The organism is Candidatus Methylomirabilota bacterium (assembly GCA_035709005.1).
Taxonomy (GTDB): Bacteria; Methylomirabilota; Methylomirabilia; order Rokubacteriales; family CSP1-6; genus 40CM-4-69-5.
Window position 1 is genome coordinate 28,703 of the sequence record DASTFB010000077.1, and the last position, 12,525, is coordinate 41,227.

The window sequence follows — 12,525 nt, forward strand, 5'->3', positions numbered from 1 at the left end:
AGGACGGTCACGTCAGTCTGATGCGGCGGCGTTCCGACGGGGCGATCTCGTACATCTTGCCGTTGACGGCGATGCGGATGGATGGGGCCTGACAGTGCATGGCCTTCACCCGGACGGCGTCCGGGGTCAACTCGAGGTCGAGCGACTGGCCGCGGTAGCGCACGAACAGCCGCAGGCGATGGAGCGGCTTGGGCAAGCGCGGGTCGAGCCGAAGCACGTCGCCGCGCAGCTCGATGCCGGTGTAACAGCGCTGCAGCACATCCACCGTCCCCGCCATGGCCCCCAGATGGATGCCCTCCGGCGTGGTTCCGCCCTGGATGTCGGCCACGTCGGTCACCAGGCCCTCCATGAAGACGTCCCAGGAGGCCGGGCGGTCGGCGCGGGCCAGGACCCAGGAGTCCGCCACCCGGCTGAGGGAAGAGTCGTGGGCGCTGCGCGCATAGTAGTAGTTGATGTTCCGGGCGATGGTCTGGGCGTCGAACGGATAGCCCAGGCGCTCGAACAACGACCGGAGCTCGGCGGCCGAGAAGAGGTAGAACAGCATGAGGACGTCGGGCTGCTTGGACAGCTTGTAGTTGATCGTGCTGTCGCCCTCCGCCTCCAGGATGAAGTCGAGCCGGTACAGGTGCCCGTAGCGCTTCCGGTAGGCCTCCCAGTCGAACTCCTTGAGCACCTCGTAGCCCTCGAACTGGCTGAGGATCCCGTCCTCGTGGAACACCAGACGCATCCGCCGGCTGATGGTGTCCCACTCGCCGATCTCCTGATCCGTGAGCGCCAGCCGGTCGACGATCCGGCGGCGCACGTGAGCCGGGAGCAGGTCGAACACGGCCCGCGCGTGCACCAGCACCCAGACGGCCATGACGTTCGTGTAGGCGTTGTTGTTCAACCCGGGACGATCGGCGCCGGGGTAGCGGTCGTGGTACTCGTCCGGCCCCATCACCCCCCGGATCTCGTACCGCTCCAGAGCGGGATCGTACGTGGTCGCGCTGGCCCAGAACCGGGCCATGTCGAGCAGCATCTCGGCGCCGTAATCCACGAGGAACTCCAGGTCGCCGGTCACCTCGTAGTACTGCCAGATGTTGTAGGCGATCGCCGCCCCCACGTGCCGCTGCAGGTGGGTGTGATCCGGCATCCAGCGCCCCGAGCGGGGGTTGAAGAACTGGGTGTCGGTCTCCTCACGCCCGTTGCTGCCGCTCTGCCAGGGGAACATGGCGCCGCGGTAGCCGGCGGCGCGGGCCGCCACCCGGGCCTCCTCGAGCCGCCGATAGCGGTAGAGCAGCAGGGCCCGGCTGATCTCCGGCATGCGCAGGTTCAAGAACGGAAAGATGAACACCTCGTCCCAGAAGACGTGACCGCGGTAGGCCTCCCCGTGCAAGCCTCGGGCCGGCACCCCCACGTCGAGATCCCGCGTCTGCGGAGAGACCGTCTGCAAGAGGTGAAAGATGTGCAGCCGCACGAGGGCCGCGGTGGCGACGGCGCCGTTCCGGGGGGTGATGGGGTCGACGTCCACGTCCAGGTTCATACCGAAGGTCCGCCACAGGTGCTTCCAGGCGCGCGCGTGGGTCTGGAGCAGGGCCGCGAAGGCGCCTGCCCGCGTGATCGCCGTCCGCGCCTCGAGCCCGCATTCGCTGATGGCCCGGTCCCGCGAGGTGTAGAGGGCCACGATCTTCTCGATCCGGACCGGCGTCCCGGCCGTGACGTCCACCACGGTGTCCCGGGCGATGTACCGCGGCTCCGCGATGGGCGGACCGGTCTCGCCGACCTGCCGGTCACCCTCGAATACCTGGATCCGCGCCGCCTGGGCGATCACGATCTCCGACTGCCGGGTGCGGATCTTGAGCGCGATCCCGTCGCTGCCGACCGCCGCCGTCTCCAGCCCGTCCAGGTGCTCTTTCGTGAGATGGCGATAGCGCGCGACCAGGTCGTTGACGACACGACCGTCGAGCGCGGCCCGGATCTCCAGCGGGCCGGTCCAGTCCTCCGGGGTGATCGTGGTCTCGAGCGCAGCCAGGTGCGGCGCCGCCATGGACACCAGCCGCACGCTCCGCACCCGGGTCGTGCGACCCCCGGTGTCCCGCACCCGGACGTCACGGACGAGGACGCCCCGGCGGAGATCGAGCGCTTGCCGGTACGACAAGATCTCGACGGCCTGCAGCGTGAACCACGGGTCTCCAGGTCTCCGGAACGTCAGAGGCAGCCAGTTGGGCGCATTGACGAGGTCTTCGTGCTCCAGGGTGCGGCCCTCGACGACGCTGGGCTGCCGGTCGTAGCACCCTGCGATGTACGTGCCGGGATAGTGCGTGGGGCCGGCGACGCTTTCGGGCGCGGCGCCCCGCGTGGCGAAGAAGCCGTTGCCCAGCGTGCACAGGGATTCGCGCAGCCGCTCCTGGGCCGGGTCGAACCCCTCGTAGACCAGCGACCATCCTTTCATGACGCCGCCCTGGCGCGCGGGATCAGGCGAATCGTCCCCAGTTCGGCGACGACGACGTCGGCGCCGTGCTCGCGCAGGCGTTGAGCCTGATCGCCATCGCCGACCCCGATCACCAGGCCGAAGCCGCCCCGGCGCCCGGCCTCCACGCCGGCGGTGGCGTCCTCGAAGACGACGCCGTGGGCCGGTGGGACGCCCAGCCGCCGGGCCGCCTCCAGGAACATCGCCGGATCGGGCTTGCCCGGCAGACCCAGGCGCGCGAGCTCGACCCCGTCGACCCGGATCTGGAACAGGTCGGTCAGCCGGGCCACGCGCAGGATGGCAGCGGTATTCCGGCTGGAGGACACCACCGCGGTCTTCACCCCGAGCGCACGGGCCTGGCGCACCAGCGCGACCGCCGGCTGGTACACCCGCACGCCCTCCTGCTCGAGCAAGGCGAGAAAGTACCGGTTCTTGCGCTTGCCCAGGCCGTGCACGGTCTCCTCGCTCGCGTCGTCCTGTGGCGTCCCCTCGGGCAGCCGGAGCCCCCGGGAGGCCAGGAAGTCCCGAATGCCGGCGTGGCGGGGCTTGCCGTCCACGTAGGAGCGGTAGTCGGTGACGATGTCGAAGGGCTCGAACGGCACGCCGGTGCGCGCGGCCTGCGCCGTGAGGTGATCGTCGAAGAGCTGCTTCCAGGCCGAGGCGTGCAGCCCGGCCGTTCTCGTGATCACGCCGTCCAGATCGAACAGGAACGCTTCGAACCGGGACAGATCGATGACGACGGTATCCACGCGCTAGAGGGCGACGCGCCGCAGGCGCAGCGCGTTGGCGATCACCGAGACCGAGCTGAACGTCATGGCGGCGCTGGCGATGATGGGGCTCAGCAGGATGCCGGCGAACGGATAGAGCACGCCGGCCGCGATGGGCACCCCGAGCGCATTGTAGACGAACGCGAAGAACAGGTTCTCGCGGATGTTGCGCATGGTGGCCTGGCTCAGCCGCCGGGCCCGCACGATCCCGCGCAGATCGCCCTTGACCAGCGTGATGTCGGCGCTCTCGATGGCCACGTCGGTGCCCGTCCCCATCGCGATGCCGACGTCGGCCTGGGCCAGCGCGGGGGCGTCGTTGACACCGTCCCCGGCCATGATCACGCGCCGTCCCTGCGCCTGCATGGTCTTCACGATGGCGAGCTTGGCCTCGGGGAGCACCTCGGCCTCGAACTCGTCGATCCCGAGCTTGCGGGCCACGGCCTCCGCGGTGCGTCGGCTGTCTCCGGTCACCATGACGATCCGCAAGCCGGATTCCCGCAGCGCGCGCAGGGCCTCGGGCGTGGAGGGCTTGATCGGGTCGGCGACGCCGATCAGGCCGGCCAGACGCGTGTCCACGGCGACGAACATCACGGTTTGCCCGTCGCCGCGCAGGGCGTCGGCCTCCGCGGCCAGGACGTCGACGTCGACGCCCGGCTCCTGCATGAGACGGCGGTTGCCGATCGCGACCCGGACGCCGTCGACCCGGCCTTCGACGCCCTTGCCGGTGACGGAGCGAAAGTCCTCGCTGCCCGGCACCGTCACCCCCCGCTCGGCCGCGCCGGCCAGGATGGCCGCGGCCAGCGGATGCTCGCTGCCCCGCTCGAGGCTCGCCGCCCACCGCAAGACCGCGGCCTCATCGTGCGGCCCCGCGGTCTGCACCGCCGTCAGTCGCGGCTTGCCTTCGGTCAGCGTGCCGGTCTTGTCCGCGACCAGCGTGTCGGCCTTCTCCGTGGTCTCGAGCGCCTCGGCGTTCTTGACGAGCACGCCGGCCAGCGCGCCGCGTCCCGTGCCCACCATGATCGACATCGGAGTGGCCAGGCCCAGGGCGCACGGACAGGCGATGATGAGGACGGCGACGGCGTTCACCAGGCCATACACGAATCGGGGCTCGGGCCCCCAGAGCCCCCAGCCGATGAAGGTCAGCACGGCCGCGATCACCACGGCCGGCACGAACCACGCCGACACCTGGTCGGCGAGCTTCTGGATGGGGGCCCGCGTCCGCTGCGCCTCGCCGACCATCTGGACGATCCGGGCCAGCAGCGTCTCACTGCCCACGCGCTCGGCGCGCATGACGAAGGTGCCGGTGCCGTTCACCGTCCCGCCAATGACGCGGCTGCCCGCGGTCTTCTCGACCGGGATCGACTCGCCCGTCACCATCGACTCGTCGACCGCGCTGGCGCCCTCCACCAGCGCGCCGTCGACGGGCACGCGCTCGCCGGGACGCACCCGCAGGAGGTCGCCGACCTGCACCGCATCCAGCGGCACGTCCTCTTCGTGGCCGTCCGGCCCGACACGCCGTGCCGTGGGCGGCGTCAGGTCGAGCAGCGCCTTGATCGCGCTGCTCGTCTGGCTGCGCGCCCGGAGCTCCAGCACCTGACCGAGCAGCACGAGCACGGTGATGACCGCCGCCGCCTCGAAGTAGAGGCCCACCTCGCCTCCGTGGGTCCGGAACGAGGCCGGAAACACTCCGGGCGCGACGGTGGCGGCGAGGCTGTACACGTACGCCGTCCCGGTGCCCAGGGCGATCAGGGTGAACATGTTCAGGCTGCGATTGACGATCGAGTTCCAGGCCCGGACGAAGAACGGCCAGCCGGCCCCGAGGACGATGGGCGTTGCCAGCACGAGCTGCATCCACGCGGCGACGCGGCCGGGGATGAGGTGGCGCAGGGGTGCGCCGGGAAGCATGTCGCCGACCATGAAGGCCAGCAGGGGCAGCGTCAGCGCGAGACCGATCCAGAATCGCCGCGTCATGTCGACGAGCTCGGGATCGGGGCCGTCGTCGGGCCCGACGGTCATCGGCTCCAGGGCCATGCCGCAGATCGGGCAGCTCCCTGGCGCGTCGCGGACGATCTCCGGGTGCATGGGGCACGTCCACTGCGTGCGCGTCGGCGCCGGGGCCAGCGGCTCCAGCGCCATACCGCACTTGGGACACGTGCCCGACCCGACCTGGCGAACCTCGGGATGCATAGGACAGGTGTACAGGGCGCCCTCTGGCGGGGACGGCGGTCGAGGCAGCGTAGGCCGCTTCATAGGTGTCCGCTCGGGGAATCTCGACGCTCTCACCGCGGTCAGGGCTTGTCAAGGCGCCGGGCTGGTAGGCTGAGCGTGATGGCCGAACGCCTGGCTCGCGAGCTCGCCCGACTCCACGCCGTCCCGCTCACCGACTTCGTCAAGACCAGGGACGCCCTGGCCCGCGAGCTGCGCGCCGCCCGGCGCACGGCCGAGGCGGATGCCGTAGCAAAGCTCCGGAAGCCGACGCCGGCCGTGTGGGCGATCAACCGGGTGGCTCGCGAAGACCCCGACGCGGTTGCCCGGCTCGTCGCGGTCGTGGACAGTCTCAAGCGCGCCCACTTCGGCGAGCCTGGGCCGCTGGCCGAGGCCACCGAGGCCCAGCGGTCGACCCTCGAGCACGTCCTCGAGCGGGCCAAGGCGGTCCTGGCGAACGCCGGCCTCGGGGTATCGGCGACCGTCCTGGGCCGCATGTCGGCGACACTCCTGGGCGCCGCCGCCGACCCCGAGGCCACCGCGGCCCTCCGCCAGGGACGATTGACGCACGAGCTGCCGGCCCCGGGGTTCGAGGCCCTCGGAGGAGCCCCGAGAGCGCGCACGGCTCGGCGTGACGAGGCAGCAGCCGAGTCGCGAGGATCGCGGGTCCGCGACGCCCGGCGCGCGGCCGAATCCCGAGCGCGCGAGGCCGAGCAACGCGCCCGGCAGGCCGAGCAGGTAGCGTCCGAGCGCCGCCAGGCCGCCGAGCAGGCGGCCCGCGAAGTGCACGACCTGAGGCAGCGCCTGCGCGAGGCCGAGCGGCGCGCCCGGGACGCGCGCCGGGCCGCGAAAGAGGCCGAGGCTGCGGCCAGCCGCGTCCGGCGGCAGGCCGACCAGGCCGATCCGACAGCCCGCTGGCATTGACGTTGCACTGCCGTCACTCATGCCGAGGGCCATCTGGAGCGGCGCCGTCGCGTTCGGGCTGGTCAGTGTCCCCGTCAAGCTCTATTCGGCCACCGAGCGGCGGGCCGAGCTGGCGTTCCGGCAGCTTCACAAGAAAGATCACGCCCCCATCGACTACCGGCGCTTCTGCAGCAAGGAAGATATCGAAGTCGACTGGAAGGACATCGCGCGGGGCTACGAGTACGCGAAAGGCCGGTTCGTCGTCTTGACCGAGGGGGACTTCGAGCGGGCCAAGACCCCGGCCACCCAGACCCTGGAGATCCGCGACTTCGTGCCGGGCGACCAGATCGACTTCGCGTTCTTCGAGACGCCCTACTGGCTGGAGCCGACCCGGCCCGGCCGCAAGGCGTACGGCCTCCTCCGGGACGCCCTCGCCGAGACCGGCCGGGTGGGCATCGGTACCTTCGTGATGCGCCAGCGCGAGCACCTGGCCGCCCTCCGCCCCTCGGGCAAGGCCCTCCTGCTCACCACGATGCGCTTCGCCGACGAGATCCGCCCGGCCACGCAGCTGGATCTGCCGAACGGAGTCGGGGCCACGCGGGAGAAGAAGCTGGCCTTGCAGCTGATCGACACGCTGGCCTCGGACTGGGAACCCAAGAAGTATCGCGACACCTACCGCGAGGTGCTACGGGCCGCGATCGAGCAGAAGGTCGAGGGCAAGGAGATCGTGATGCCCGAAGCGCCGAAGCCTCCCAAGGTCGTCGACCTCATGGAAGCGTTGCAGGCCAGCCTCAAGGCTCCGCGGCGGGACCTGGCCAAGGCGGCCGGCCGGATGGATCGGCGAAGCGCGACCGCCGGGCGACGCCGCAAGTCGGTCCGGGCAGCCAAGGCCGCGTAGCCGGCCGGCCGCCCTCAGCGACCGAACACCTCCGTGGCCTGGAGCCGGCGGGCGCTGGCCAGGGCATCCGCGGTGCCATCGGCCAGGACCTGCCTGAGGTGCGCGGCCGTCAGCATGGCCGGCAAGAAGACATAGTCCGCTCCACCGGCATACAGCCGCTCGGCGTCCTTCATGTTGTCCGCCGTGACGACCAGGCGCGCGTTGGCGTTCAGGGCCCGGACCCGGCGCAGCAACTGCAGATTGCTCGTGCCCTTCAGAAACCAGTCCGAGATCCCCGAGACCACGACGGCCGCCTTCTCGATCCCCGCCTGACGAAGCGTCTCGGCGTTCGAGATGTCGCCGTAATAGGCCTCGATGCCATGGCGGCGGAGCCGCTCGAGCATCCCGGTGTCGACGTCGATCACGACGAGCCGGCGCAGGCTGGGGGCGTGACGCCGGAGGTGGTCCACCAGACTGACGCCCTCGCCGGACACGCCCAGGAAGAACACTTCGTCGCCGCGCCGCTGCCCCGGATGCCCGGTGTCGGCCTCCACCTCCGCGGCCGGGGCGGATCCGAACCAGCGGGCCAGGCCCAGGCGGTGCAGGGTGCTTGCCAGGGCGCCGGCCAACTGCTGGTTGCGCTGGATGCTGTAGGTCGAGATGACCGCCGTCATGAGCAGCGTGTACAGCACGAGCGATGCCGCGTCCGGGCTCACGTGTCCCAAGCTGACACCGAGGGTGAACAGGATCAGCGAAAACTCGCTGATCTGCCCCAGGTTGATGCCCACGACGCTGGCGGTCTTCACATCCACACGCAGGGCGGCACACAGCGGATACGTCGCCACGAACTGCACGAGGATCACGAACGCCGACACGGCGCCGGCGAGCAGCAGAAGGTGCAGGGAGGGGCTGGGGACCTTCAGGCCCAGGGCGACGAAGAACAGGGTAAGGAAGACGTCGCGGATTTCGGTGACCCTCGGCACCACCTCGGTGCCGTACGGAAATGACGCGATGAGCACGCCGGCGACGAGCGCCCCCATTTCCTTGGAGAGGCCCGCCCAGCCGGCCGCGCCGGACATCAGGAAACACCAGGCCATCGTCGTGACCAGCATCAGCTCGGAGGACATGGCGACGGCGCGGAACAGCGGCGCCAGGAGGAAGCGCCCGGCCAGCATCGCGGCGCCCAGGAGGGCGGCGCCGGTCCCCAGCGACACGAGGAGCGGCCCGGCCTGCAAGTGCGTGAGGTTCGGCTGTAACGCGAGGAAGGCGATCGCGTAGAGATCCTCGAACACGAGGATGCCCAGCGTCACGCGGCCGGCAAAGGTCGTCAGCTCCCGCTTGTCGGACAAGAGCTTCACGAGGATCAGCGTGGAGGCGAAGCCGGTGCCGATCGCCAGGTACAACCGGTCGAACGGGCCCCCGGTGACCGCCGCGATCGGGGAGAGAACGAACCAGGCGGCCGCGGCACAGATCGGGACCTTGAGGAGACCGCTCACCGTGATGATGCGGCCGGCCTGCAGCAGGCGCGGCAAACTGAGCTCGAGCCCGATCAGGAAGAGGAGCAGGACCAGGCCGATCTCGGCGATGTGCTCGATGTTCGCTTCGTCGTGGACCAAGCCCAGGCCCACCTGCGGGCCCAGCAAGGCCCCGGCCACGATGTACCCGATGAGCAGTGGCTGCCCGAGGCGTTGGGCGAGACCGGCCAGCGCCGCCGCGACGATGATGCAGATCCCGATGGCCCCGACGAGATCCATGAACCTAGAAGGCGCGCCCGCACACGGGGGCTGAGCCCGCCATCGCTCCTGAACGGCAGGGCATACGCCATCATGCCCGATGCCGACGGCCGCGACCAAGTATCGGCGATCTAGGCCTTGCGGGCGGCCGCGCTCCCGGGCGGTGTCTGCACCGGCGCGCTCTGATCCCGCACCAGCAGGATCGGCGTGCGCGTACCGCGGAGGACGGATTCGGCGACCGATCCCAGGATGAGGCGGCCGATGCCGCTGCGTCCGTGCGTGCTCATCACGACGAGGTCGGCGTGCGCCACGCGCGCGGCCTCCACGATCGCCGGCGCCGCCGCGCCGTACCATACCGACGTCCGCACCGGCTCGACGCCCTGGCGCCGGAGCCGGCTCGCCACCGACTCGAGGTACTCCTCGGCCTCACGCACCACGGCCACCTGGGCGTCGATCGGGTCGGCCCCGGGTAGCGTCGTGGCCTCGGCGGCTCGCAGCAGGATCAGCGAAGCCCCGGGATTGTCCTTGACGACCTCGACGGCCTTGGCGACGGCCACCTCGGCCAGCGGAGAACCATCGAGCGGAACCAGGACGGACGTGACCTTCATGCTCTCCTCCTTATCGCGCGCGCCATCTCGGCGGCCGTCATCCGCGGGCGCGCCGCCAGGCCCAGGCTCCGACGGGCAGCGCGAGGTAGAGCACCACGGCGCCCACCAGCGTGGCCGCGATCGGCCGGTCGAGGAAGAACCACCAGTCGCCGCGCGAGAGGATCAACGCGCGCCGGAAGTGGGTCTCCAGCATCGGGCCCAGGATGAGGCCCAGGACGACGGGCGCCACCGGGAAGCCGTGGCGCTGCAAGGCCCAGCCGACCACGCCGAAGGTGGCCAGCACGTACAGGTCGAAGACGTTGTTGCTGACGGCGTAGGTGCCTGTGAAGCAGAAGATCAGGATCAGCGGCAACAGCACCCGCGGGGGGACGCGGGCCAGCCGGACCCACAGGCCGATGAGCGGCAGGTTGAGGACCAGCAGCAGGACGTTGCCGATGTACATGCTGGCGATGAGCCCCCACACGAGGTCGGGGTTCTTCTCGAAGAGCAAGGGCCCCGGCCGAAGCCCGTAGAGCATCAGGGCGCCCAGGAGGACCGCCGTCGTCCCCGACCCGGGGACGCCCAGCGTCAGCAGCGGGACCATCGCCCCGCCGCTGGCCGCATTGTTGGCCGTCTCCGGCGCGGCCACGCCCTCGATGACGCCCGTGCCGAACCGCTCCGGGTGCCGGGAGACTCGCTTCTCGGCCATGTAGGCCAGAATGGAGGCCAGCGTGGCGCCGGCGCCGGGCAGGACGCCGACGATGAACCCGATCAGAGTGGCCCGGGGCAGCGTGAACCGGCAGGCGCGCCAGTCCGCGCGCGTGGGCCAGATGCCGGTGATCGGACGATCGTAGATCTGCTGACGCAACGATCCCTCGGCCGTCGTGAGCACCTCGGCGACGGCGAACAGGCCCAGCGTGACCGGCAGGAAGTCGAGGCCATCCAGCAGGCTCGGGATTTCGAACGTGAACCGCGGCGAGCCGGTCATGGGGTCGCTGCCGATCGTGCCCAGGAGCAGGCCGAAGGCCGCCATGAGGAGGCCTTTGGCGACGGACTCCCCTACGATGCCGCCCAGGGTGCACAGGGCGAGCAGCATGAGGGCGAAGTACTCCGCCGGGCCGAAACCGAGCGCGACCTTCACGAGCGGCCGGGCCAGGAGCATCAGGAGGATGACGCTGGCCGTGCCGGCCACGAACGAGCCGATTGCCGCCATGCCCAGCGCCGGACCCGCGCGGCCCTGGCGGGCCATGCGATAACCGTCGAGACAGGTCATGACCGACGACGTCTCGCCGGGCGTGTTGATCAAGATCGCGGTGGTGGACCCGCCATACTGCGAGCCGTAGTAGATCCCGGCCAGCATGATCAGCGCCGAGGTCGGGTTCATGCCGAAGGTGAGCGGCAACAGGATGGCGACCGTCGTCACCGGGCCGATGCCCGGCAGCACGCCGATGAGTGTTCCGCCGGCCACGCCGAGCAGGCAGTAGAACAGATTGGTGGGCGTGAGGGCCACGCTGAACCCCAGCGCCAGGCTCTGGACGATCTCCGTCACGGCAGCGGCACCTTCAGCCACACGGCGAAGACCAGGTAGGTCAGCACAGTGGCCCCCGCCGCCACGGCGCCCACGACCGGCCAGCGGCGCTCGCCGTAGGCGCCGAGGAGCCCGGCCAGGAACAGCGTGCTGGTCGCCAGAAAACCCAGTCGCTCGAAGAGCACGATGTAGAGGACGATGGCGAGCGCGGTGGCCAGGAGACGGCGCCAGCGCCCCGGGTCCGCGTCGGTGGCGCGCGCCTGGCCCCCCGGGCGGAACGCGACGGCAGCCCCCAGGATGGCCATGACGAGCCCCAGCAGAATCGGCAGGAACCGGGTCCCGGGCCCCTCGTCGATGAGCGCTTCGGGTAGCCTGAGGGCCCCGGCGACGGCGATGACGCCCAGGAGCGCCATCGCCGCGCCCATGACCCGCTCTCCCGCGCCCATCGCGCCGGGGTCCCGAATCTCGCTACTTCTTCTTCAGCATGCCGAGCTCGGCGAAGACCGCCTTGTAGTTCTCGTACTCCTCCTCCACGAACTTCGAAAAGTCCTCACCGGTGAGCCAGCCGTCCTCCAGCACGCTCTTTTCGAGGTACCCCTTCCGCCACTCCGGGCTCTTGCGCACCTTGCCCAGGACGTCGACCCAGTAGTCCACGATCTGCTTGGGCAAGTTCCCCGGCCCGCCGACCGCCCGCCACTGCGTGCTGATGACGTTCACGCCGCTCTCGCGCATGGTCGGCACGTCCTTCAGCAGGCCCAGCCGCTGCTCGGCGGCCACGCCGAGCGCTTTGACCTGGCCGCTCTCCAGCTGACCGATGCACTCGTTGGGGTTGGCCCAGGCGGCGTTGGTGTGGCCGCCCAGGAGGTTGGTCAACACCTCGCCGCCGCTCTTGAACGGCACGTAGGTCAGGTCGACCTTGGTGGCCCGGTTCAGCGAGATGTTCGCGATGTGGTCCACCGTGCCCGACCCGGTCCCCCCGACGGACAGCCCGCCCTTGCCCTTGCTGCGCGCGGCGCCGAGGAACTCGGCGAGCGTGTTGTAGGGCGAGTCCTTGCGGACAATCAACAAATTCACGTCGGTGACCATGCGGGCGATGTAGGTGAAGTTCTTCTTGTAGTTCCAGGTGGCGTGGCCCAGCAGCTCCTGCTGGCCGTTGCCCTGGTCCACCGCCACCAGCGTGTAACCGTCGGCGGGCTTGTTGATCGCGTAAGACTTGCCCACGACTCCGCTGCCGCCCGACCGGTTGTTCACGGTGAGCGCGAAGGGTACGAGCTTCTCCTGCTCGATGACCTTCACGATGTGCCGGTACATGATGTCGGTGCCGCCACCCGGCGCGTAGGGCACCACCAGCTCGATGGGGCGCGTCGGGTAGTTGGCCGCATCGCCGAGGGTGGCGCCGCCGGCCGCCAGCACCATCGCCCCGAGCACTGCCGCTGCGAGGAACTTGCGCATCGCTGCCTCCTTGATCGTCACGGG

At 70.3% G+C, this 12,525-nt stretch carries 10 protein-coding genes; 2 read left to right on the forward strand and 8 right to left on the reverse strand.

Translation table 11 applies throughout. The features are described 5' to 3' along the window. Window positions 1-7: 7 nt before the first annotated feature. From VFR64_13155 to VFR64_13165, 3 genes are read right to left on the reverse strand one after another with little or no spacing between them, the layout of a single operon-like run. Window positions 8-2,431, reverse strand: a complete 2,424-nt coding sequence (locus VFR64_13155; protein HET9490689.1) for a glycosyl hydrolase family 65 protein — start codon at window positions 2,429-2,431, stop codon at window positions 8-10. Then, complete coding sequence (locus VFR64_13160) at window positions 2,428-3,198, reverse strand: beta-phosphoglucomutase family hydrolase (protein ID HET9490690.1); 771 nt, start codon at window positions 3,196-3,198, stop codon at window positions 2,428-2,430. Before VFR64_13160 ends, VFR64_13155 begins: the two co-directional genes overlap by 4 nt. Window positions 3,199-3,201: 3 nt before the next feature. Further along, entirely contained in the window at window positions 3,202-5,466 is a 2,265-nt protein-coding gene (locus tag VFR64_13165) for a copper-translocating P-type ATPase (protein HET9490691.1), read from the reverse strand. 78 nt (window positions 5,467-5,544) lie between these two features. On the opposite strand from VFR64_13165, the gene VFR64_13170 reads away from it, so the two are divergent. Next, complete coding sequence (locus tag VFR64_13170) at window positions 5,545-6,345, forward strand: hypothetical protein (GenBank protein ID HET9490692.1); 801 nt, start codon at window positions 5,545-5,547, stop codon at window positions 6,343-6,345. A gap of 19 nt (window positions 6,346-6,364) precedes the next feature. Beyond that, entirely contained in the window at window positions 6,365-7,222 is an 858-nt protein-coding gene (locus VFR64_13175) for a Ku protein (protein ID HET9490693.1), read from the forward strand. Window positions 7,223-7,236: 14 nt separating this feature from the next. Here VFR64_13175 and VFR64_13180 read toward each other — a convergent pair whose 3' ends face one another. The 5 genes from VFR64_13180 to VFR64_13200 form a co-directional block, all read right to left on the reverse strand. After that, complete coding sequence (locus VFR64_13180) at window positions 7,237-8,955, reverse strand: cation:proton antiporter (GenBank protein ID HET9490694.1); 1,719 nt, start codon at window positions 8,953-8,955, stop codon at window positions 7,237-7,239. A 110-nt stretch (window positions 8,956-9,065) separates the two neighbouring features. Further along, window positions 9,066-9,542 carry a universal stress protein gene (locus VFR64_13185; GenBank protein ID HET9490695.1) on the reverse strand — a complete coding sequence of 159 codons (477 nt, stop codon included), beginning with the start codon at window positions 9,540-9,542 and terminating at the stop codon, window positions 9,066-9,068. A gap of 37 nt (window positions 9,543-9,579) precedes the next feature. After that, complete coding sequence (locus VFR64_13190) at window positions 9,580-11,070, reverse strand: tripartite tricarboxylate transporter permease (GenBank protein ID HET9490696.1); 1,491 nt, start codon at window positions 11,068-11,070, stop codon at window positions 9,580-9,582. Further along, the gene (locus VFR64_13195; GenBank protein ID HET9490697.1) at window positions 11,067-11,474 is read right to left on the reverse strand and encodes a tripartite tricarboxylate transporter TctB family protein; all 408 of its coding nucleotides are present in this window, start codon (window positions 11,472-11,474) and stop codon (window positions 11,067-11,069) included. Before VFR64_13195 ends, VFR64_13190 begins: the two co-directional genes overlap by 4 nt. A 43-nt stretch (window positions 11,475-11,517) precedes the next feature. After that, complete coding sequence (locus VFR64_13200; protein HET9490698.1) at window positions 11,518-12,501, reverse strand: tripartite tricarboxylate transporter substrate binding protein; 984 nt, start codon at window positions 12,499-12,501, stop codon at window positions 11,518-11,520. Window positions 12,502-12,525: the final 24 nt, after the last annotated feature.